Below are 24,130 nucleotides of genomic sequence, written 5' to 3' on the forward strand. Positions count from 1 at the left end.
GTATCAAACAGATAGAAAAAGAAGAGGCTACAAGACTAGAACATACACAGAATGGTGGTGAAGATATTGAGAGAAGATATCAAAGAACGTATTGAAATGATAAAAAGAGGAGAGGTGCCAGTAGGGTATAAGCAGACAAAACTTGGAATAATTCCTGAAGATTGGGCTATAAAGCAGATTGAAGACTGTCTGGAGCGTGTAGATAATCCTGTTAATGTTGAGTCAGACGAAGAATATTGTCAAATAGGAATTCGATCCCATGGAAAAGGTCTATTTTATAAAGAAGCTGTAAAAGGAAAGGATTTGGGCAATAAAAAAGTTTTCTGGATTGAACCAGATTGCTTTATAGTAAATATAGTGTTTGCTTGGGAGCAAGCGGTTGGAAAAACCACTCAGTCTGAAGTAGGGATGATTGCTTCACATAGATTTCCAATGTATAAGCCAATAAAAAATAGGGTGCTAATTGATTACCTTGTTCAATATTTTTTAACCCAAAAAGGAAAGGATGTTATGGAATATGCATCTCCAGGTGGTGCGGGGAGAAATAGAACATTAGGACAGAACAGATTTATGAAAAGTTATATTGTTTGTCCGAGCTGCAGCGAACAAGGTAAAATAGCTGAAATCATGAAACAGTGCAATGAATTAATCGTATTATATGAAAATCTTATTGAAGAAAAACGAAATCAAAAGAAATATTTAATGAAAAATTTGCTTACAGATAAGAAGTGTTTCACTGGTGGTAAATTTAATTGGAAAAAGGTTAAGCTTGGTAAATTGATATATGAGATAGATGAAAGAACAACTGAAAATGGTGAGTATCCTGTTTTAACATCTTCAAGAAAAGGTATTTATTATCAGTCAGATTATTTTAAAAAGCAGGTAGCTAGTGAGGATAATACAGGATATAAAATCATTAACAACGGAGAATTTACCTATAGAGCAATGAGTGATGATGGTAATTATACATTTAATATTCAAAATATCTGTGATAAAGGATTGGTAAGTCCGGCATATTCTGTGTTTTCAGTGGACGAAAAAGAGGCTGTTGCTGGATATGTATATTATATGATGAATGACAATTCGTTTAATAGATTTTTAAGAGTTTTACAACAAGGGGGGACAAGACAATCATTGAATTTTAGGAAGTTATGTGAAATTGAAATCATTCTTCCGAGCATTACTCAACAAAAAACTATAGCCCGAGTCCTTTCTGGCGCAGACAAGGAAATTGAACTACTAGAGGAACAATTAGAACAAATTAAACTAGGGAAAAAAGCCATGAGGGAGCTGCTCTTAACAGGAATTGTAAGAGTAAATGAATATTAGAGTGGAGGTGAGTGGATGGATAGCAATCTTTACTTAGAAGACAATATTAGCAAATATCCAGCAATTGAATTGTTAAAAGAACTAGATTATACATACATTTCTCCTGAGGAATGTATGTTACAGCGTGGAAGCAAATATCAGGTACTTCTTAAAGGAATTCTTCGGAATCAGTTGCGTAAGATAAATCGTTTTGAATTTGGTGGTGTGGAGCAGGAATTTTCTTCTGCCAATATTGAACGAGCTATGGATGATTTAGATGAGCCTTTATCGGATGGTTTGATTAAAACCAGTGAGAAAATATATGATGCACTTATGCTAGGAAAGAGTTATCAGGAAACAGTCGGTGGTGGAAAGGTTTTAAGTTTTGATTTGAAATATGTTGATTGGGATAATTTAGGAAACAATATATTTCATGTGACAGAAGAATACTCTGTGATCAGTAGTGATGGCGAGCATACAGCTCGCCCGGATATTGTTCTATTTGTAAATGGCATTCCTTTTACTGTAATTGAGTGTAAAGCACCGCATATTGATGTTGTGCAGGGAGTGGAGCAGATGATCCGGAACCAGCAGGAAGGTTATATTCCACAGCTATTCAAATTTGTGCAGATTGTTATGGCTACTAACAAAAATTTCGTAAAGTATGCTACTACTGGTACACCCAAGAAGTTCTGGAGTGTATGGAAAGAGGAGAATCAGGCTTTTTTAGATGGGGCTAAAAAGAAATATATTGTAGACAGAACTCCAACAGTGCAAGACGAAAATATTATCTCTCTTTTTACAAAAGAGAGATTAATGGAACTGACAAAGTACTTTGTGTTATTTGATGCTAATGTAAAGAAAGTATGCAGATATCAGCAATACTTTGCTATAAAGGAAATTATTAGAACCATTAATTCCTATGACACTCTTGGTAATCGCCAGAGCGGTGTTATTTGGCATACTCAGGGTTCAGGAAAATCATTGACAATGGTAATGTTGGCAAAATACATACTGTTGGAAATGGGAAAGTTGGAACCGAGGGTTGTTATAGTTACTGACCGTAAGGAGTTGGACAAGCAGATTGCCAAAACCTTCACTCATACCAGATGTAAACCGGCAAGAGCCTCAAGTGGAAAAAACTTGATTGATATTATTCATGAGGGAAAAGCAGATATTATCACAACGATTATTAATAAATTTAATACTGTTGAAAACAGCGGATTAAAAATGCCAGGCAGGGATATCTTTGTACTCGTGGATGAAAGCCACCGTTCAAATTATGGTGAATTAGCGACAAAAATGAGAGTAGTATTCCCAAATGCCTGCTATATCGGATTTACCGGAACACCGCTTATGAAAAATGAAAAGAATACTATGACGAAGTTTGGTAAGCTGATTCATAAGTATACAATTAAGAATGGTGTAGATGATAAGGCAATTGTACCTTTGATTTATGAAGGCAAATTTGTGGAACAGAAAGTGGATGAAGAGAATATTGACCTTTGGTTTGAACAAACTACAAAGAAGCTGAATAATAAGCAAAAGATCGATTTAAAGAAAAAGTGGAGTAGCATGAAGCACTTGGCTTCCACAGAAGCGCGAATCAAAAGAATTGCACTGGATGTGAATAATCATTTTATAGAAGGATATAAAGAAACTGGTTTTAATGCTATGCTTGCTACTAACCGAAAAAGAGATGCTGTTTCTTATTTAGCCTGCTTTGAACAGTTTGGAGACTTGAGGTGTGAGGTCTGTATATCCGCTCCTGATATGCGTGAAAGCGTGGATGATTTTTATGAGGGTACAGATGACAAAGTAATCGCTTACTGGAATAAGATGATGAAAGGATATGGAGATGCAGATACTTATGAGGATTCAATTAAGAACCGTTTCATTGACCGTGAGATTGATATTTTGATTGTATGTAGCAAATTTCTGACCGGTTTTGATGCTCCATTATGTCAAGTTCTTTATATTGATAAGGAACTAAAAGAACATGGACTCTTGCAAGCTATAGCTAGAACCAACCGTTTATATGATGGAAAAGATTATGGTTTGATTGTGGATTACAGGGGACTCATTCAGAAACTGGACGATGCCATGAATATGTATAGTGGCGCTGGATTGGAGAATTTTGAAGCAGGTGACCTAAAAGGTACAATTGTTGATATTCTAAGTGTTGTAGGAAAACTGCGCCAGTCATTTACAAGACTTGATGATTTATTTTTTCCTGTAATGAATAAGAAGGATACAGAGGGGATAGAAGTATTTCTGGCTGATGATAAGAAGCGTGAAGAATTTTACAATCTGCTTTGTGAGTTTGGCAAGAGTCTTTCTGTGGTATTAAATTCAGAAAAGGCATATGAAAATATGCCAAAGGATGAAAGAATCCACTATCATGAAGTCTTTACTTTTTATTCCAAGGTAAGACGTTCAGTAAAGATACGTTACAACGATGCAATTGATAATAGTGAATACGAACAGCAGATGCAGAATTTGTTGGATACGCATATGTCAGTTGTGGGATTAAAACGGATAACAGATCCAGTGGATATTCTGAATCAGTCTGATTTAGAAAAAGAATTGGAGGAGCTAGGAACCTTGCGTTCTAAGGCAGATGCTATACATTCTAAAATGACTAAAAGCATTAGCGAGAAATATGATGAGAATCCAGCATATTACGACAGCTTTTCTAAGAGAATAAAGGATACATTACAGCTGTACAAGGAAAAGATAATTACTGATGCTGAATATCTTACCAAAATGCGTTCTATTATGGCGGATTATGCAGCAGGTGTATCTGATGTGGAATATCCAGAAAAATTGAAGTACAATGTACATGCGCAGGCTTTTTATGGTGTCATTGGTGCAATATTAAATGATGAAATAGATAAACCAAGTAATGCTTATATGGTAGCAAATGGAATAAGTTACCAAGCAGGAACTAAACAAACCAAGCAGGATTTGATAGCTGATATTGCTATTGAAATAACGAATATTATAGAAAAGCACAGTATGGTCGATTGGTCAAATAACAAGACTGTCCATGATAGAATTGCTCAGGATATTGACGATCTGTTCTACATCTATGAGTGTACAGGGAAATTTAAGTTACCATTTGAAGTTATTGATAAGGTGATTGAAAATGTAAAGACTACAGCATTAAGGAGATTTAAAGGCTGATGATATTTAATTCAGAAATGAGAAGAGTTCCTTGCGAAAGTAAGGTATTAGAGTATCAGGTTACAAGGAAGGCAGTTAAAAACATTAATCTAAGAATAAAGCCTGATGGAAGAATTCTGATATCTGCTAACCAAATAGTACCGGTAGAGTTCATTGATGATTTTGTTCAAAACAAGCAAGAATACATTATCCGAGCCTTAAAGAAATACGAAGAAAATCGGAAATATGCAGCTTCCGTTCCAAGGCAATATGTCAGCGGAGAAAATTTTGACATATTGGGAAGGAGTATGCGATTGAAGGTAGTAGAAGAAAACTATGAAGTAGTTTGGACTGACGGTGTATTTATATTTCTTTCTGTTAAGAATAAGGATGATCTGAAGCGAAAAGAAAGGCTGGTAACAGACTGGCTAAAAAATCTTCAACTGGAGACATTTGAACAGATTTGCAAGGAAATCTACCAGATATTTAAAAAATATGATGTTCCATATCCACAATTGAAAATAAGATATATGACATCTCGCTGGGGTTCTTGTCAACCTAAAAGAGGTGTTATAACTCTTAATAGCAAGCTGATAGAAGCACCAAGAAACTGTATCGAATACGTTGTGCTGCATGAATTCGTACATTTCATACATCAGAACCATTCCAGAAAATTTTATGAGTTTGTGGCAATGCTAATGCCAGATTGGAAAGAACGGAAGATGGAGTTGGAGAAGAGAACGTAGAAAGAAAATGGAAAAAGAAAAAAGTATGAATTTTCAATACCCTGACCGAAGAACTGAAATTTGCGGCAATATTGGATATGAAATTTTGTGAAGATCGTTTTATGTCGAATATATTACATATCTAAGATATAGAAAATATAACGATGTATTAAAAAACTCTCAGATAGGTGGACCTGTTTTTCTGACAAAGAACGGCAGAGAACGATTTGTGGTTATGGATATCGAGGACTATGAGCATGAGAAAGTAGAGAAAAAACTACTGTTGAGATTGCAGGGAGCGCGAGAAGCTGTAAAGGACGGAAATGGTTGATTATCCTAGATGAATGAAAGTAACCGTAGGAGAATAAGTCATTATGAAACTACGGATTAACTCATTGGCTGCGGTGGACTTGAAAAACATTAATGAATATCTATGTCCAATTTAAGAATATATAGCAGCGCCCAAGCACAGTTACTGTATTGGCTACACGGGTCAGTCTTGAGACGGATTATATGTTGTCACACTAATTATGTAGTGCTATATAAAGTGGGAAAAGGATGTATTTAGATTTAATGGTTGGTGCATAGGTTTCAAGATATTATGAGTATATTTAATTGATTGACTAAAGGGGAAGGAATGAAAAAATTTATGGATAAGTGGAAAATATTTAGACAAAAGAATATTATTGTTTCGTTAGTAGTGGTGGTTGCTGGCTTAATTTGCTTAAGTATTTCAAATGATTATGTTCAAAGCATAGGTTCTATACTTTTAATTTCAGGAATATATTCCATTATCGAATCATATTATTTGAAAAAATCTATGATAGATGTGGTAATAGAAAAGGTAAAGCTTGATAATAGTATAAATGAGACTGGCTTGTTAGAAGTGGGGGCTAATTTAGGTGATATACATTATCAAGATTATTTTAAATCTGCAAATGCAAACATAGATATCTTACATGTATATGCGAGAACGTGGACTAATACCAACTATGATTTTATCAAAGAAGTGGTTGTACATAAAAAATGCAAGTTAAGGGTTGTCTTGTTAAATCCAGATTCACCATTTATTCCTGCTTTGGAGAAACATTATGAATACTCCGTAGGAGATTTGGCGAAGTACATCAATGAAGTGACACAGCAATGGAAAAGTCTTGCTAAAATAGTTGAAGAAAAGCATAAATTTTATACAGATAAGGCATATAGAAGAGCACATAGAATTTCATATAAAACAAAAGAGTATGGAAGTGTTGAGTTATATTATCATAATGGTCAACCTGCTAATTCATTATATCGGATTGATGATAATCTGATTACGGTAAGTACAAAAACTTCAAAAGATAGAAGTGTTCATATTCCTTATATGATATATAAAAAGAATAATAATGCTACTAGTATGTATGATATGTACTTATCTGAAATGGACAAGGTAATCGAGGAAGCTAAGAAAGTTAATTTATTAGGTGAAAATGAGGAACAAGTATGATGATGAATGTAAATAAGGTTGGAGAAGATTTATCAATAGAAGAATATGAAATGATATATAAAGATGGCAGTGTCGCAATAGATACTGAAACGACGGGCCTTAATTTTAAAAAGGATGAATTATGTACCATACAATTATATTCGAAGAATTGTATGGTATTAATTAGATATGATAGTACAACTAAATATACTAACTTGATTAAAATTTTGGAAGACTTAAAAGTTAAAAAAATCTTTCATAATGCTGTATTTGATGTTTCCTTTTTAATGAAAAATTTAGAAATTAATCTTATTAACAATATTATATGTACAAGAATTAGTTCTAAATTAGTTAATGGATTAAAACATAACAATTCGTTAAAATCGTTGTTAGAGGAATATTTAAATATTGATATTAGTAAGGAGTTTCAAATATCTAATTGGAGTGTAGAAACTTTATCTCAAGGTCAAATAGATTATGCGATGAACGATGTACGATATTTAAATGAATTATGGGAAAAATTGAAATGCAAATTAGAACAAGAACAATTGTTGTCTATGGCACAGAAGATTTTTGATTTTGTTCCTATATATGTTTTACTTCAAATGAAAGATATAGATAATATTTTTATTTATTAACAACAATTAATAGTGCGCTTGTGGCATTTATTTGAAATGAAAAATCTGATGAACCGTTTTGAATGTAAAGTTGATGAATAATATAACACTGAAATACAACCATTTTTACAGTGTTAAGGAAAATAGTGCTGAATTGAATAAAAATTTTGGGCCCGCAAAATCCTATATATAAAGGTTTACGGGCTTTCTTTATGTTATTTGTGATTTATTGAATATAATTATATATTCGATGCCTCCACCATAATACAGTAAGTCGTCCGAAAATGGCTTTTGTTTGAGATTGTAAATATCGGAATATTTAAAAATAATTTCGATATGATTTTTTTAAATTAAATCTTCAACAGCTTTTGAGATATACTTTGACGATCGCTTACTGAAGGCAGTATTACGAGTAAACAATTATGGAGTATTTTGTATTTCTTTAAACGCTGGCGGAACAGGGCTTAACTAACTGCCTAAATATGGTAATTCATTTTGACCATTGGTGAAATGTTGCGGTTCAGAATCAAGCTATCGACAGAGTACATAGCTCGGGTTAAAAAACGTGGTAAATGTTTACAAATTAATTACCAAGGGCACCAAAGAAAATATTATGAAAATTTAAGGGAAGTTAAAGGAATTGGGGATCAAGTTTTAAGTGAGTAGGGATGAATATAGGAAGCTAACGAGAAAAGAAATTACTGGATTAAATAAAATATATTTAAGATCAGTAAAATCATGTAATTTTCGGAAACTTTAAAAATTCACAATTTAATCACACCTCTTGGGGACACTATTTATAAATCAGTGCACTTGTTGTTTTTTTGGAAAGAGAGGATGCAAAATGAACAAAGCTAAGTTAAGTAGTTTTGCTATTGCCGGAGCGATTGGACTTGCAAGTCTTAGCCCGATTACAACCGTAGCAGCTGAAACAAAAATGGAATCAACAACACAAACAGAAATTAAGACTGACTGTAAAGACTGTAAAGATAAAAAAGCTGAATATGATAAGAAAATGAAAGCAGCAAGAGAAAAATGGAATTCCTTAAGTCAAACGCAAAAGGATGAAGTGTATGCCTTACTGGAAAATAATATGAAAGAGAACAACAAAGTTCTCGATAAATTGGTAGAGCTTAAAGTGCTTGAACAATCTGATGTTGATATTATTAAAGCGAATCAAGCAACAAAGTATCAAAAGATGAAGGAAAGAGGAGAATTTCCTCTGCTAAGAGGTAAGGGTATGGACAAGAATCATACACGTTAGATTTTAGTATCTGTAAATGTAGAAGAGTCAACAATAAGTGTACTGATTTTTTATTGACAGAACTACTAATAAAAGTTGCGATTGGATATGGTATATACATTGTACACTGTAAAAATCGTCTATTAACAGTGAAAAAATCAAAACTTGATGTGAGGAAGTAATTGTATAAAAAATAGTATCGGTGTAGGAACGGCAGGAATCAAATTTTGGGGTTCCTGCTTTTTTTAAAAATAGAAAAGCATTAGAAGCGTTAAGAAAATAGAAAAGAAAGTTAAATGCTGTAACTCTTGCAAATGAAAATAAAATAATTTTGTTATATTCAACTGTTTACATACATTAAGTTATATTGATTAAGCATAGCAATCTATAGGAATAATAAATAATAATAACCTAAAATAACGTTGATAATATTCCGATAAACTGCTATAGTATGTAGGAAAGAAGGTGAGATGAATGGAATATATGTCAGTGAAAGAGGCATCCTTAAAATGGCATATCAGTGATCGAAGAATTCGTGTATTATGTTCGGAGAGAAAGATTTTTGGTATAATAAAAGAAGGTAAAAATTATAGAATACCTGTAGATGCTCTCAAACCAGTGGATGGAAGAACATTAAGAGGGAAAGATATCCCACGGGAATACAAGGAAATATTTGCACGGATTGATGCAAAGAAGGTAGAGTTACAAAAAAGAAGGGTACTTACTCAAGGGGAATTAGAACGATTTAGAGAAGAATTTTTAATTGAGTTTACCTATAATTCTAATGCTATTGAGGGCAATACCTTAACCTTACAGGAGACAGCATTGGTGCTGGAAGGTATCACTATTGACAGAAAACCATTAAAAGATCACCTTGAAGTAGTAGGTCATAAAGAAGCTTTTCTATATGTGATGGATATGGTTTCAAAACAAGTTCCAATATCAGAAAAGGTAATAAAAGAAATTCATTCATTAATCTTAGTGGATAGACCTCATGATCGAGGTGTATATCGCCAGATACCAGTAAGAATTATGGGTTCAACACAGATACCGGCACAGCCATTTTTAGTTCCGATACAGATGGAAGAATTAATGATGAGACTCAATAAGATGCATTTGATTGAACGACTGGCAAGATTTCATATGGAGTTTGAACGAATCCATCCATTTATAGATGGAAATGGCCGTACGGGAAGATTATTAATGAACTTAGAATTGATGCAGCAGGGTTTTCCGCCGATCAATGTGAAATTTACTGATAGAAAACGATATTATGAATGTTTTGCTGATTATCATGAACATAATAATGCGAGTAAAATGATTATTATGCTTGCTGATTATATGGAAGAGGAACTAGATGGATATTTAACAATTTTAAGGTAGAAGTGTTTGATTAGATATATTTAATTTATAAACTTGTAGACGTGATATGTAAGTATGAACTCTATTAAAAGAAGAGGAGAAATTATGGCAGATAAGAATACAAACAAAAACGAGAAAGCCCTCACAGGACAACCCGCGGAGAATCAAGAAAAAACTCACAAACGACGGGAACGATACAAAGGAACTCATCCAAGAACCTTTAAAGAAAAATACAAAGAAAGACAACCTGAAAAATACTCGGATACCATTGAAAAAGTAATTCAGAAGGGAAGTACGCCTGCTGGTATGCACATCTCTATCTGTGTAAATGAAATCCTAGAGTTTCTGCAAATTAAACCTGGACAAAAAGGGTTAGATGCAACCCTTGGTTATGGTGGTCATACGAGAGAAATGTTAAAATGTCTGGAATCCCAAGGGCATATGTATGCGCTTGATGTTGACCCGATAGAAATTGTGAAAACAAGAGAACGTCTAGAAAACCTAGGGTTTGGTCCAGAGATTTTAACCATAAAACAACTCAATTTTGCTAACATAGATGAAGTTGTAGAAGAAGCAGGACTATTTGACTTTGTATTAGCGGATTTAGGAGTTTCTTCGATGCAGATTGATAATCCAGACAGAGGATTTTCCTTTAAGACAGACGGGCCATTGGATTTGCGATTGAACCCTGAGAAAGGTATCTCTGCGGCAGAACGTTTGAAGAGAATCTCACTAACGGAGTTACAGGGAATGTTGATTGAGAATTCCGATGAACCTTATGCAGAAGAAATCTCAAGAGCGATTGTAAATGAAATCAAAAGAGGAAATGAGATTGATACGACGACGAAACTTCGTGTCCTTATTAGTAAGGTACTTGTATTTATACCGGAAAGTGAACGAAGGGAAGCCATTAAGAAGTCTTGTCAAAGAACCTTTCAAGCATTACGAATTGATGTAAATAACGAATATGAAGTGTTATATAGCTTCCTCGAGAAACTCCCGAATGTACTTGCGAAAGGTGGACGAGTTGCAATCTTAACCTTTCACTCTGGAGAGGATAGACTTGTGAAGAAGTCCTTTAAGAATTTAGAACGAGAAGGCATTTACGATGAGGTTTCTGATGAGGTAATTCGTCCATCTGCAGAAGAATGCAATAGAAACCCACGTGCCCGTTCCACGAAGATGAGATGGGCTATTAGAGCATAATTCACCATTGGTTACTTCGTATACTCTACCTATGGCCGGTTGAAATGAGCGTTTGTTTGACGATAATAGTTACAACAGATACAAACATATGATATCATGATTTTATTACGAGTTAAAATGTCAGCTAAAAACCTCGGAGATACCGCATTATTATGGTTCTCCGAGATTTCTTTATACAATATCACATACTGTGAATACTTTTTTCAATAGCTTACGATTTTAATATACAGACCTAAGCAATTAAAACTAACATGATTAATAAGCTTTCTGTATTCTGTATAGCTACCACCACTTATTCACCTTTATAAATCACTTAAAATACTCCTTAAGCGCACTCCCAATAAACACAGAAGCCCCTTCTCCATACAAGCTATCATTCGCTTTGATAATGTTCTCATCATGAAGATGCCCCTCAATGGCCAAATCCCAAAAATTCTCACCCATATCAAATCCCTTATTAACTTCATGACTCAATAAAACCATTTCTTTTACCAATTCCTGAACCTCTTTAGATGCAACATCCAGTGTTAAGTCTTTCGTAAGCTTTTTATTTATCTCTTTTGACTTAGCGAGATAATCATTTTTATCATCTTTTAAACTCTGCAGTTTTTCCATTGTTTCAGGGAAGTTTTCTAGATTAGCTTTCATGGCTTCTATATATTTTTCAATGCTCCCATACTGTTGTATTGCCATTTTGGCAATCTCACTTTCTTTGTCTTTAAAATTCTCTAACATCGAGTCAAAAGCTTCTATACTACCCCAGTGTTTTACTACTTCATCTGTGTGATCTGATTTAAACTGATGTAGTGCTTGAAAATAGTCACTCATATCGAATTCCTCAAAACTCATACATTGTTCTCCTTTTTCTAACTTTTCCAATAGAGTTAGTAACCGGTCAAGTCTATCTCTCTTGGCACGAATTAATTCCTTTTGCTTCTTATAAGCAGTAAATTTATCATATTGTGGATTATCCATGATCTGCTTGATGTCCTTTAATGGAAAGTCCAGTTCTTTAAAAAATAGAATCTGTTGCAGAGTTTCAAGTGACATATCATCATATAGTCTGTAACCAGCGTCTGTAACAACGCTTGGTTTAAATAAATCAATTTCATCGTAATACTGCAAGGTTCTTACGCTGATTCCAGTTAATTCAGCTACTTGTTTTACTGTTTTCATAATTTATCACTCCTAACTCTGTAATAAGATAATGTAAGAAATATTTGCCGGCAGTTTCTCATTTCTGGATTATCTTTAAGAACATAGTACTCTATCACGGAACGTGAGAGTCAATAGTCTTTTATAAAACTTTTTATAAAACTCGAGTAAAATGTAAAGGTAAATTCTTGATTACGCTGCTAAGTTTGTGATTGACGATTTAGTTTTCCACTGAAATAATAAATCTGGTTTTTCACATATCGATCAATAAGAACTGTCATTAAAAATAGTTATGTGTTATGATAGGGTGAACTATTGCTTCATTCTATCACCCTATATTGACAGCCATACGAGATTTCATTATTCTATTATATATGAAATAAAGAGCGATAGTAATAGGTATATTAATAGGTGTAACAATGATATAATAGAATCGTATAAAATGAGAGATACATAGAATCTTCATAAGTAAGAAGTTTAAAGGAATGGTCAGCATGCAAAAGCAGAAACAGATTTCAGAATCATTACAATTAGGGATAATATTAGCACTTTCGGGTGGATTTATGGATGCATACTCTTATGTATGCCGTGGAAAGGTCTTTGCAAATGCTCAGACTGGTAATATTTTATTATGTGGTGTTAATCTTTCAGAAGGAAATTGGCAGCTTGCACTGAAGTATTTTTGCCCAGTCATAGCGTTTGCACTAGGACTAATACTTGCCAATGTGGTACAGTTTCATCTAAAAGATAAAAAAGTTATTCATTGGAGGCAAATTACAATTCTTTTTGAGGCTGCAGTATTGTTTCTTGTCGGCTTTATGCCTCAGAGTGTAAACCTATTGGCGAATAGCATTACTTCATTTGCTTGTGCAATCCAGCTAGAAAGTTTCCGAAAGATTAATGGAAATGGGATTGCTACAACTATGTGTATTGGAAATCTACGTTCTGCAACGCAATCCATTTGTGAATTTCTATATACGAAAGAGAAGAAAGCGGCGATCAGAGGAGTATTGTATTTTACAATTATAGGATTCTTTGTAGTAGGAGCTATTCTTGGGAATGTAAGTGTTAAGTTACTACAAGAAAAGGCTATTATTATCAGTTCTTTGTTCTTATTAGTTGGTTTTATCATGATGTTTTTTAGTGGGGAAGAAGAAAAAGTAATAGATTGAAATCATTGAGTGACAGTATCAAAACACCTATTAATAGTTAAGAAAGTAGAGAATATTAGGTTAATATATTCTTATATAGAAAGCTCATCAAAAAAAATATGACGAAAACAGTCACTTTTTTTGATGAGCTATATTAGTGCACTGGGTTTCAAGATAATGATTTATATAACTTACACAGTAGTAGTTTCTAAACCTTACAAGTTACACACTACAAAGAAATATTCTATCAAGAGTACCATGTTGTATACCCATTTGAATTCTTGCTGCATAATCTTTCGCTGCCTTAGCAAAATAAATCTGTGCGATATCATCCTCCAGTGGTAAAACTATCGTTTGAATCAACAGCTTTATTTTCTGTTCCATAGCACGAGCATCATCCCCTTCAAAATAAGCTTTTATCAAATCACAGTCGCTATATTTTAAAAGCAGAGTTTTTAATGGTTTTTTAGCAATGCAGCGACCTACTGCATTAAGTAAAACAGGGTAAGATAGGTTATCAAAATAAAGGGTTTGATAATCAGGTAAAATGTTTACTAATAGATTTCTAATTGAAAATCGATCAAAACAATGTAAGAAGTGTTGTTCTATGCGAATACCTTTTAGGTATGCTGAAATTAAATCAATTCCACAAAGATTAGGAAAATCTATGATCAGTGGATAGTCTAAGGTAAGTATATGGTCTTGGGGTTGAAATCTGGCGTCATAGCGAGTGAAGAAAGCAGGCATCCCCTTTAAAATAGTATCAATGTAATTCACGCAACCGTAATCTTCAAAATTTTCTATGATACTATCATGGAGATTTTTTGCTTCTTTCGTCTTTTCTATCACGAGAGTTAACCCTCGTTCATATAACAATGTAAGGTTTGGTTGATTTTCATCTACTAATGAATAATCGTTTTCAGCTTCAGCTTCATTCAAGCAATAAATAACAGCTTCCATAAGCATTCTGGCTGTCTCATACGTAACAGAGCTACTTTCTTTTGAAGTATATTTCTCGGTTAGCTTCGCCACAACTGGAAGCAAATCTTCTATTTTATATTCCATGTTAACTCCGTTTCTTCGCGAAAATTTACGCATATCAAATTTAACTAAGGATTGAAAGGTACAAACTTATGAAATACAAGCTAGAGTATCTGTACTCTGTCTTTTCGTTAGAGCATATTTCTACCTACCCTATTCTTTCATAACCATTACACATCGAAAGTTTGTACTGAGAAGAATATGTTACAAATCCATTCATAAAAGGGAAGAAAGGTTTTTTATTACATGATTACCTCCAGCACAACTCCCTTAATACTTCGAGATAGAGGTCCTTATCCCATCTTGCTTCTTCTGAAAAATGCTCGTACTCATGAGAGCCACCAGTCTTTTTATAACCTTCATATCCAGCTCGTATGGCGGTACAAAATCTCTCAAGGCAGGTACCGGAGAGATAATCAATATCACCAAAGCATACGGATTCAAACTGTTCTTTCATAAATGTAATTAATTCGTCGTCGGTCAATTTATCTTCGGATTCATTTTTAAATTCATAGAATATATCCTGAAGCTCTTCTAAGAGTTCTAGATAGTTATCTTGGCTAATGTACTGTGAATCACAAAATGCGAAGATTAGTTTGTCTAAGATACTATTATTAAATTCCACTCGTTTGTGTTTTCTAAGGCTATCATTTCTACATACCATTAATTCTTCCGCTTCCTCATTCGTTAAAATTAGTCCAAATTGCTCCGTTTTATCATTGCAGGATATAAGCGTTGACAGTTCGTTTTGCTTATTTTGTAATAGAATTAATTCAAAAACATTACTATCCATAGAACACTCCTTTCGATTGTAGTAGCTCATTATACGGCGACTGTAAAATCATTACAAGTCTTGTAAAAAAAGTGTTTTTGTGGTATGATATAGGTAGTAAGAGAGGTAGAATAAAAGTTCTATCTCTCTTTTTATTTAAAAAAATATGGAGGTTGAGGACCAACTGCGGCTGTACGTGATGAGGGAACTAGCTACTAGCTATCACTAAATGCCGGTATCCGATGAAATTAAAGTTAATAATAAAGAAATCCATATATTTAAAGAAATACTATCCAAACATCATTATAGTTATACGGTAAAGTATGGACCACCGATGGCTGTTATCGTAACTTAGTTAAACTAGATGAGATGGAAAGTAGGATTCTTAGCACTTGAATTGGCTACGAAGTTATAAATAAACTTGGACATGTGAGGAACGTGGCAAAAAGAGCATACTAGTTAGTGAAAAGGTATATATATAGGATGAGAATTACAATTTATCTACGGTCTTTGATTTGCTGAAAAGATTTTTCAATGATTCATTCGCCAAAAAAAGGGGGTGTACTCCATCAAAGAAATTCCTTTGTGGACGAAAGAGTACGTAGAAGAGTTATTTATACGTCGTAATACAAAGGATAAGAAACAGTTAAAAAACAGTATACTTTATTTTCTTACATGCACAATATTAGGGATTGCCGTTGGATTAATTGCAAATAGGACTTTGCGTTCGGAAGTGAATTCGAAGTTTTGGTTCATCGCGATTCTTTTTATATGGTTGGATAGAATTTTATTAATTGTGATACACGAAGCAGGACATTTCGTTGGAGGAATCATAACCTCTTATCGTTTTCAATCGTTTCGTGTTTTTTCTTATTGCATTGTTAAAGAAGATAATAAATATAAGATTGAGAAACGGAAGATACCAGGTACAAGTGGACAATGTTTGATGAATCCCCCTCCTAATTGGACTTTGGATTCTCCGTCTTTTTTATATCATGCAGGTGGAGGAATAGCGACCCTTCTTGCGTCAATATTTGCTGTTTTACTTTTTAAACGAACTTCATCACCACTTCTTCAAAATATATTATTTGTTTTCTTTAGTTATGGGATGATTGTAACTATTCTTAATTTAGTTCCATTTCAACTACCAGGATCAAATAATGATGGTGCAAATATATTAGCTATAAGAAGAGATAACACAGCGAAGGAAGCTTTTTTTAAGCAATTGGAATGTAATGCATGGCTTTCTGAGGGAAGAAAATTAGAAGACATCAGCGAGGATTATCTGAAACTTAGTGAAACTGCGGTATGGTCTGAGCCACTAAATTATTATCTAGAATGGATATTGTATAGTAAGTATCTAAAGGAAAGAGAAATTGATAAAGCAGAAGAGTTGTTAGCGAGAATGGAAGAATCCTATCACAATATGCTACGAAGTAAAAAGATTAGAATTGATAGTGAACGGCTATATCTACTAATAATTTGTCAGGCTGACCCGGATTGCATAAAAACCTTTTATGAGAACGTGGCAGAAAAACTAAGGATGAATAAAATGTGTACACCCGTACTTCGTACATTAATTACTTATGAAAGATACTCAAAGAATAATGCATGTGTGCTTGCACAATATCAAAGGATGTTTTATCGTGCAATGGAATTCTCTGCTTGCAAGCAGGAAGCTGAAGTTGATTACATATTAACATTTCAGGAGAAAGAAACTAGTGATACGGAATACAAGGAGTAGTGATTATGAAACTCATGAACTAATACTTGCAAGGAATATAAATAGGAGTGCCACATTATAGCTAATTCATAGCTATGGAGCGGCACTCCTTTTTTATTATTCTACGGTAATCATCCCTTTTACTATATCAAGGGCTTTTATCTTCACCATTTCCTGAAGTTTATAATTCTTACCATAGATTTCTACCTGATTATCAAAGTCTTCTTTTGTTTGACCTTGAGTTTCTAAGTAAGCAATATAATCGTCTTCTGTTACGGTTACACCTTCTTTTTCAAGGATAGCCTGATAGATTAAAGCAGCTTTTACTTGTTTTTCTGCTGGCTCTATTAAGGACTTATCGTATTCCTTTTCAGACACGCCAGTATATTCTTCAAAGCTTTTATAAGCTGGTGTACCTAAATTTTCAATATAATATTGATTCATAGAGTTATAGTAGCTTTGTTCACTAAATTTCAGAAGGCTCTTAGATTGTTTCACATACTTTTCTGGATAACTTGTAACAGTAGTGTTATCTGCTAAATACTTCACGATATAATTAGTTAAGTTAGTAGCATAATTTGTATCTTTTAAGTATTTCTTGTAATCTTCAACATTCGATGCTTGCTCAGATAAATTTTCTTTTACAAAGGCATCTGTAAATTCAGGAACATCATAAATTCCATTAATTTTAACCTTAAACTCTGCATCTTTCCCAGCTAATTCTTCATTTTTATAATCACTTGGGAAGGTTACTTTTACAGTTACCTCATCACCAATCTTATGGCCGATTAACTGTTCTTCAAAACCCTCAACATAAGTTTTAGATCCGATTTTTAAATCAGTTCCTTCTTCGTTTGTATTGCCACCTTCAAATTCTTTGCCGTCAACAGTACCAACATAGTCTATGTTAACAATGTTACCATTTGCAATAGCAGCATCTGTTTCTTTATTTAATGTCTTTTTCGCTTCTACTGCTTTCTCAATATCTTTCGCAACAGATTCATCACTGTATTCTATTTCAGATAATGGAGCTTTGATTGTTTTATAATCCACTAGAGTAAGTAAAGAGGATGCATCCACCCCATCGATAAACCCTTTGTCATTTAATTGTGCACTGAAATTGCTGTTAGGTGTAACTCTCGTTGCTTTGCGATGAATACTATATCCAATATAGGATACTAGACCAACACACAACACAGCGACAACGCAGATTGATACAATCTTTGAAATTATAGCATTTCGCTTCATTTGTTCAATTTCTTTTTTTCGAGCTATTTTTCGTTCCTTGCTCATACTCATTACGGGTTCTTTTTCTTTTTCCATGTTATCCTCCCTTTATGCTTCCCTTCATACGCGCGACTCCCCTTATGGTTTTTTTAGAATCGGGACAAGGTATGAAATACTTGTACTTGTAATTATACCAAATATTTATGTATGATGTGTGAATTTTTTATAACAAATTTTATAAGATTGTCTCGAAATATAGAAAATATGTAATTTCTTCGGGTAAATCTGGTATTTAGTTTGACACTCACATACTTTAAAAATATGATTTATGAAAAAATATTTTGGATATAAAATACAAAAAGTAACAAAAATTATAAAAATAAAATTAATTTATGACATGGACACCCAATATATGTAAAAATATCTTAAATTATTAAAATTATGGTAAAATATTAATGAAATATTTGTTATTTTGTGTTATATTAAAAGTTATATTAAATCAATTAGAGAAAGGATTTTATATGAAACGAAAGATGCTGGAGAAATTAAGTCACATGAGCTTGGCAAAAAAGATATCTTTTCTGATTGCTAACCTTTTGGCAGTCGTGTTTATTTTGTTTATCGTGGTATCCTCATTGATTTCTGGTCTGTCGATTGAAAAATCGGTACGAGGTGAAGTTTCTGTATTATCAGAAAAAAATGCATTAAAAGTTCAAGGGATATTTGATGATGCAAGCAGCGTTGCAGACATTATTTTAACCTATGTGGAAAAACAGTATATTAAAAGTTTAGCATTATCGGATATTGATAAGTTGCCACTTTATCAGGGGCAGGTATATGATAATAAGTTGTCAAAGATGGATTATGAGACAGAGAAATTTCAAAAAGTTCAATCATTAATTATCCGACCATTACTGGTGTTGGAGTTATGTTTGAACCATATGAATTTGATTCTAAAATTAAAAGTTATAGTCTTTACATAAAACAAGGATATCTGGAAGCAAAACCAGGGACATATGGTGATTATGAGAAATACTCTATTCAACCTTATTTTACCGAAGCACATACCAACTTAAAACCTGTTTTTACCGATCCCCAGGATTATAATGGAGTTACTTTTATATCTGCAACCTATCCAATTGTAATAGAGGGTGATTTTAAAGGGGTTATCGTAGTTGATATTGATATTACTAATTTTGAACAGTTAAAAATTCAAAATGATAATTTTAGTAGCATGTATACTACCATCTATAATCCGCATGGCTTAATAATTTACGATAGTGAGTCTCAAGTAAATACCGGGGATGATTTAGCAAATTACTTGGCAAGTGAAAAAGACCATAATAAGATGTTACAAAAATTTGAAGGTGAAGAAGCATTTACGATACAAACAAAACAAAAAAATGGCGGAAGCGAAATTCGATTTTTGTATCCAATCCAAGCAGGAAGTGAATGTTGGTGGGCACAGACATCGATAAGTATAATGGATATGTATAAGAGTGTTATAGGGACTGTAATTATACTGACTGTATTTACTTTAGCAGGGCTTCTTGTCATTACTTTATTGGTATCAAGATCGATGAAAAAGAGACTGGCACCGATTCAAGGTATTGTTGATGCTGCTGAAAAAATAGCACAAGGTGAATTTGATATTATAGTAGAGTCTAAGGATGATGATGAGATTGGAAAGCTTGCTAAATCATTTACAATGACAGCAAATACACTAAACCTAATTATTGATGATATCAATTATTTGCTTAATGAAATGGCAAAAGGGAATTTTGTAATTGAATCCTCTTGTAAAGAGAATTATGTAGGTGGATTTCAACCAATCCTAAAATCAGTGGGTCATATTAGTCGCCAATTAAGTAATACATTACATGAAATTAACGAGGCAGCCGATCAAGTGGCATCAGCTTCTGGTGCAATGGCGGATGGTTCTAGTTCTTTAGCCGAAGGATGTACAGACCAAGCAAGTTCCGTAGAAGAATTGGTTGCTACAATAACAAGTTTGGAAAATGATATTGAAGAGAATACAAATAATGCACTAGAGGCTAGTAAGAAGATGCAGAGAATTGGCGAAACAGCACAGGAAAGCGGAGTCAAGATGAATGAGTTGACACTCGCAATGGAGAAAATAAGCCAAAGCTCTGGTCAGATTGCTGAGATTATTGCTACGATTGAAGGAATTGCAGAGCAAACAAATCTATTATCTTTAAATGCAGCAATCGAAGCAGCAAGAGCAGGGGAAGCTGGTAGAGGATTTACGGTAGTAGCAGAGGAGATTCGAAAGTTAGCAAATCAAAGTGCGCTAGCAGTTCAATCAACAAGAGAATTAATAGAAGCAGCTCTCAGTGAGATAGAAAATGGAAATGCAATCACTAGTCAGACCCATGAATCATTACAACAGGTAGAAGTTGGGGTTATAGAGGCAATTTCATTAACAGAAAGTACCAAGGACGCATCTATTTCACAAGCCCAAGCTATGAAAGAGATAACTTCTGTCGTAGAACAGATATCTGTTGTTGTTCAGAATAATTCTGCTACAGCAGAAGAAAGCTCCGCAACAAGCGAGGAACTCTCAGCACAAGCACAAACATTGGCAGACTTGGTTGGTAAGTTTAAGCTTCGAAATGACTTGTAAAGTATTTGAAGTAAAATGAATTAAGAATATTTATTAATGAGATGTGGTAGTAAGTTTTATTACGCACATCAAAGGCAGGAATAAACGGATTACTATGAATTATCATAGAAATTACGTTTTCCTGCCTTTTTTGTTGATTCTCTCCGCGGGTTGTCCATTCACCCTATGGGTTCAAAGGCTAAGTGCCTTCACCCGGACAAAGTGTCTTTGGTTTAAGAAGAAAACAGAGAGACCTAGAGTGGTAACCCCACTTTGCGCTTAGGTTTTTGTTGCGAATTAAATAGGAATTATTCTATAATAGAGGAGACAAGGATTGTAAGTAAATGATAAATAAAATGCTATATGGGATTCGTTATTTTAGGAATTGGGGGGATTATATGAGAAATGTATTTTACTATAATACAATAATAGGGTAATTACGTATAGTGGAAGAAGATAATGTTATTGTTGGTGTATCAGGCTTTGATGGAAATAAATCAGAACAGAGAAAGGAAACTGAACAGAGAAAGGAAACCGAACTGATAAAAAGAACCTATCTGCAAATACTGGAGTATTTTGAAGGGAAGAGAACCACTTTTGATGTGCCAATCCGATTCGAGGGTACTAGCTTTCAAATGAAAGTTTGGGAAGAACTAAGGAAAATACCTTATGGAGAGACCAGAAGTTACGGTGAGATTGCAAAGCAGGTTGGTGTACCAAAAGGTGCACGTGCGGTAGGTGGTGCGAATCATAACAACCCAATTCTAATTATTGTACCTTGCCATCGTGTGATAGGCTCTAGCGGTGCATTAGTTGGTTTTGGAGCGGGTATCCCTGTGAAAGAGATGTTATTAAAGCTAGAAAATCAAGAAAAGTAACAATATGTTAACTAAAAGGAGCAAATCCTAGAAGTGCAGAAAGGAAGACACCAATGACAGAAGAGTTAGTAATCCGCATGGCAACGATTTTAGATGCTCCAAAGCTTCTAGAAATTTATGCACCTTATGTAAAAGAAACAGCGATAACATTTGAATATACCGTTCCAACAATCCAGGAATTTGAATCAAGAATAGCGAAAATCTTGACTCGTTATCCATATTTGGTAGCAGAAAAAGAGGGAGAGATACTAGGATATGCCTATGTGTCATCTTTTAAGGATCGAGCTGCATATGATTGGGCGGTAGAAACAACAATTTATATAAATCAAAATCAAAGAGGCAGTGGTGTCGGTAAAAAGTTATATTTAAAGTTAGAAGAGATTGTAAAAAGGCAGAATATTATAAATATGAATGCTTGTATAGCATATCCAAATCCAGGTAGCATTGCTTTCCATGAGCATCTTGGATATAAAACGGTGGCACATTTTACAAAGTGTGGTTATAAGCTAGATCGTTGGTATGATATGATTTGGATGGAAAAAATCTTAGAAGAACATCCGGAAAAACCAAAGGAGTTCATTCCAATTACTAAATTATCTATTGAATAAGCCAAGGATAAGTTAGTATACCGAATCATTCCATGAATTAAGCAAACTTTGGTTGTCAATTATGCAACGGTTAGGATATAGTGATTTATTTAGCGGTGACTTTTTAAAAGAGGCTTTGTTACATGTCACAGAAGCAACACCTTTTCGAGGACCTAATATTTATCGTAAGGATAGATATGGTTACCACAATAAAGTTAGCGGTGAATTATCTTGGTTCCATGGAAAAGAAGAAATCTATTGCGAGGATATATTAGTCTTTGAATGTATTTATCATGGTGGAAAGATTCGCTAGTAGCTAAAATTCGTTGCATGAACGAAGGCGACATTAGCGATATTACATACATTAAAATTGAAAAACTTAATAAAAATGCTTTTATGAAAGGCAAATCATTTTCTCACAGGAGGTAATTGTAATGAAAGAAATAGTATTATGTGACAATGGTGAATATTTAAGAGTTGCTAATTTATGTGAAAAATATAATCTTAATGTAGATATTGATGCATTCCATGATCCTGAATATCTTAATACTTATCCAAATGAAATAGAAAAACAATTAGAAACGTACAAAAATATAAAAGTCTGCTCAATCCATGGTTCTTTTACCGATTTGTGCTTTGGAAGTAAAGACAGTCTTATAAGAGAGGCGACAAAAAACAGATTTGAATATTCATATGAAATATCTCGTAAATTAGGTTGTAAAAACATAGTTTTTCACCATGGTTATGTACCTGGAACAAGTTATCCCCCTAATTGGGTTAAAAGAAGTAAAATATTCTGGGATGACTTTTTAAGAGATAAAGATGCTGAAACAGTTTTTTATATAGAGAATCAGCTTGAACATACTCCTGACTTGATTTCTGAAGTAGCATCAACAGTAAATGATAGTCGTTTGAATATATGCCTTGATATAGGTCATGCTCATTGCAATTCAAAAACATCCGTTTTAGATTGGGTTAAAAAACTTAATAAACAAATAGGATTTGTCCATTTACACAACAATTATGGACAACAAGATGAGCACTTAGGGTTTGAAAAAGGTACAATTGATTTTTTAGAAATCTGCAACGCTTTAGAGGAATATGCTCCAAACTCAATTTGGGGAATAGAATCAAATATAAATGATATGGAAAGTTCAATAATTTGGCTTATAGAAAATAATTTCTTAAAAGCAAAAGTTTAAATATGATTTACTCTGTATTTAAAGCACAATTTTAATGTTTTGAGCTATTATAAAATAATCCATTTATTTTTACCATATCAGCAATTTAGTCTAACAGAGCCAGAATAAAAAATCCTAGAAACAGTAAAGGTGGAATGTTCACCACATAACTGTTTTCAAGGATATTTATTCTTTACAAGGAAAATTACATTAAGTAAGCTTTTCTTGTTTCGGTAATTGTTTCATTAGATCAAATTGTCGAATTCCAAACCTTATACTGTGTCCACATCTTAGCTGGGCGTACCCAAAACTCATCATCCGATGGAATGCCAAGAGGTTGAAAAGCTGTCGACGCTAGGTATAGGCTACCAGAACAAATATAGCCTTCGCCATACTCAGGTTGTGATTTACATATACCGATGTTGTCTAATACCGGATTTGCCATAAGCAACATTTTGTGTAAAAAATCTTTACATTCATAATTAGTTTGCTCACCCTCTGTTATTTTTTCTTTTACCAGTAAGTACGGCGTAACGCCGTCGGAATATCAAAGTGAGCATAAAAATAATTCAACTGTGTAGTAAGTACGTTTTGGGCGTTAATACGTTTAACGCACTTAAAAAAGTTATATATTTAAAATATTATGATTGATAAACGTAATTTATTATGATTGTATGCACTTCTTGAGTAGAACACTTTAT

22 protein-coding genes are annotated in these 24,130 nt (G+C 33.6%); 17 read left to right on the plus strand and 5 right to left on the minus strand.

Annotated elements, in window-relative coordinates; translation table 11 throughout:
• The first annotated feature begins 66 nt into the window (after positions 1–66).
• From RTP52_RS01100 to rsmH, 9 genes are all read left to right on the plus strand, one after another.
• Complete coding sequence (locus RTP52_RS01100) at positions 67–1,329, plus strand: restriction endonuclease subunit S (RefSeq protein WP_312368654.1); 1,263 nt, start codon at positions 67–69, stop codon at positions 1,327–1,329.
• Between the two features lie 15 nt (positions 1,330–1,344).
• Positions 1,345–4,494, plus strand: coding sequence for a type I restriction endonuclease subunit R (locus RTP52_RS01105; RefSeq protein ID WP_312368656.1), 3,150 nt, complete (start codon positions 1,345–1,347; stop codon positions 4,492–4,494).
• On the plus strand, positions 4,494–5,219 hold the full coding sequence (locus RTP52_RS01110; protein ID WP_312368658.1) for a M48 family metallopeptidase: 726 nt from the start codon (positions 4,494–4,496) through the stop codon (positions 5,217–5,219). The genes RTP52_RS01105 and RTP52_RS01110 overlap by 1 nt, the downstream gene beginning before the upstream one ends.
• Positions 5,220–5,331: 112 nt before the next feature.
• Positions 5,332–5,529 (plus strand): type II toxin-antitoxin system prevent-host-death family antitoxin, encoded by a 198-nt coding sequence (locus RTP52_RS01115; protein ID WP_312368789.1) that lies wholly within the window; start codon positions 5,332–5,334, stop codon positions 5,527–5,529.
• A gap of 306 nt (positions 5,530–5,835) precedes the next feature.
• Entirely contained in the window at positions 5,836–6,684 is an 849-nt protein-coding gene (locus RTP52_RS01120) for a hypothetical protein (protein WP_312368660.1), read from the plus strand.
• Positions 6,681–7,301 (plus strand): ribonuclease D, encoded by a 621-nt coding sequence (locus RTP52_RS01125; protein WP_312368662.1) that lies wholly within the window; start codon positions 6,681–6,683, stop codon positions 7,299–7,301. Before RTP52_RS01120 ends, RTP52_RS01125 begins: the two co-directional genes overlap by 4 nt.
• An 823-nt stretch (positions 7,302–8,124) precedes the next feature.
• Entirely contained in the window at positions 8,125–8,544 is a 420-nt protein-coding gene (locus RTP52_RS01130) for a hypothetical protein (RefSeq protein WP_312368664.1), read from the plus strand.
• A 453-nt stretch (positions 8,545–8,997) separates the two neighbouring features.
• Positions 8,998–9,906: a Fic family protein gene (locus RTP52_RS01135; RefSeq protein ID WP_312368666.1), complete on the plus strand. Its 909-nt coding sequence runs from the start codon at positions 8,998–9,000 to the stop codon at positions 9,904–9,906.
• Positions 9,907–9,990: 84 nt separating this feature from the next.
• Positions 9,991–11,091, plus strand: a complete 1,101-nt coding sequence (gene rsmH / locus RTP52_RS01140) for a 16S rRNA (cytosine(1402)-N(4))-methyltransferase RsmH (RefSeq protein ID WP_312368668.1) — start codon at positions 9,991–9,993, stop codon at positions 11,089–11,091.
• Between the two features lie 309 nt (positions 11,092–11,400).
• Here the strand turns inward: rsmH and RTP52_RS01145 are convergent, their stop codons facing one another.
• Positions 11,401–12,267, minus strand: coding sequence for a MerR family transcriptional regulator (locus RTP52_RS01145; RefSeq protein WP_312368670.1), 867 nt, complete (start codon positions 12,265–12,267; stop codon positions 11,401–11,403).
• Between the two features lie 473 nt (positions 12,268–12,740).
• Between RTP52_RS01145 and RTP52_RS01150 the strand changes: the two genes are divergently transcribed.
• Positions 12,741–13,418 carry a YoaK family protein gene (locus RTP52_RS01150; RefSeq protein ID WP_312368672.1) on the plus strand — a complete coding sequence of 226 codons (678 nt, stop codon included), beginning with the start codon at positions 12,741–12,743 and terminating at the stop codon, positions 13,416–13,418.
• A 201-nt stretch (positions 13,419–13,619) separates the two neighbouring features.
• On the opposite strand, the gene RTP52_RS01155 is transcribed toward RTP52_RS01150, so the two are convergent.
• Both RTP52_RS01155 and RTP52_RS01160 read right to left on the minus strand, forming a co-directional pair.
• Positions 13,620–14,462: a DUF6179 domain-containing protein gene (locus RTP52_RS01155; protein WP_312368674.1), complete on the minus strand. Its 843-nt coding sequence runs from the start codon at positions 14,460–14,462 to the stop codon at positions 13,620–13,622.
• Positions 14,463–14,688: 226 nt separating this feature from the next.
• Positions 14,689–15,231: a DUF6323 family protein gene (locus tag RTP52_RS01160; protein ID WP_312106741.1), complete on the minus strand. Its 543-nt coding sequence runs from the start codon at positions 15,229–15,231 to the stop codon at positions 14,689–14,691.
• Between the two features lie 562 nt (positions 15,232–15,793).
• On the opposite strand from RTP52_RS01160, the gene RTP52_RS01165 reads away from it, so the two are divergent.
• Positions 15,794–16,954 carry a hypothetical protein gene (locus RTP52_RS01165; RefSeq protein WP_312368676.1) on the plus strand — a complete coding sequence of 387 codons (1,161 nt, stop codon included), beginning with the start codon at positions 15,794–15,796 and terminating at the stop codon, positions 16,952–16,954.
• Between the two features lie 96 nt (positions 16,955–17,050).
• Here the strand turns inward: RTP52_RS01165 and RTP52_RS01170 are convergent, their stop codons facing one another.
• On the minus strand, positions 17,051–18,256 hold the full coding sequence (locus RTP52_RS01170; protein WP_312106743.1) for an FKBP-type peptidyl-prolyl cis-trans isomerase: 1,206 nt from the start codon (positions 18,254–18,256) through the stop codon (positions 17,051–17,053).
• Between the two features lie 425 nt (positions 18,257–18,681).
• Between RTP52_RS01170 and RTP52_RS01175 the strand changes: the two genes are divergently transcribed.
• From RTP52_RS01175 to RTP52_RS01200, 6 genes are all read left to right on the plus strand, one after another.
• Positions 18,682–19,143 (plus strand): hypothetical protein, encoded by a 462-nt coding sequence (locus RTP52_RS01175; protein WP_312368678.1) that lies wholly within the window; start codon positions 18,682–18,684, stop codon positions 19,141–19,143.
• Positions 19,089–20,804, plus strand: a complete 1,716-nt coding sequence (locus RTP52_RS01180) for a methyl-accepting chemotaxis protein (protein WP_312368679.1) — start codon at positions 19,089–19,091, stop codon at positions 20,802–20,804. Before RTP52_RS01175 ends, RTP52_RS01180 begins: the two co-directional genes overlap by 55 nt.
• Before the next feature lie 425 nt (positions 20,805–21,229).
• Entirely contained in the window at positions 21,230–21,661 is a 432-nt protein-coding gene (locus RTP52_RS01185; protein ID WP_312368680.1) for a methylated-DNA--[protein]-cysteine S-methyltransferase, read from the plus strand.
• 53 nt (positions 21,662–21,714) lie between these two features.
• Positions 21,715–22,269, plus strand: a complete 555-nt coding sequence (locus tag RTP52_RS01190; RefSeq protein WP_312103511.1) for a GNAT family N-acetyltransferase — start codon at positions 21,715–21,717, stop codon at positions 22,267–22,269.
• Between the two features lie 61 nt (positions 22,270–22,330).
• Entirely contained in the window at positions 22,331–22,561 is a 231-nt protein-coding gene (locus RTP52_RS01195; protein WP_312368682.1) for a DUF5680 domain-containing protein, read from the plus strand.
• Between the two features lie 121 nt (positions 22,562–22,682).
• Positions 22,683–23,450: a sugar phosphate isomerase/epimerase family protein gene (locus RTP52_RS01200; protein ID WP_312103515.1), complete on the plus strand. Its 768-nt coding sequence runs from the start codon at positions 22,683–22,685 to the stop codon at positions 23,448–23,450.
• A gap of 229 nt (positions 23,451–23,679) precedes the next feature.
• On the opposite strand, the gene RTP52_RS01205 is transcribed toward RTP52_RS01200, so the two are convergent.
• Positions 23,680–23,874: a DUF2264 domain-containing protein gene (locus tag RTP52_RS01205; RefSeq protein ID WP_312368683.1), complete on the minus strand. Its 195-nt coding sequence runs from the start codon at positions 23,872–23,874 to the stop codon at positions 23,680–23,682.
• Positions 23,875–24,130: the final 256 nt, after the last annotated feature.

Source organism: Lachnoclostridium sp. (assembly GCF_031997925.1).
Classification (GTDB): Bacteria; Bacillota; Clostridia; order Lachnospirales; family Lachnospiraceae; genus Lachnoclostridium.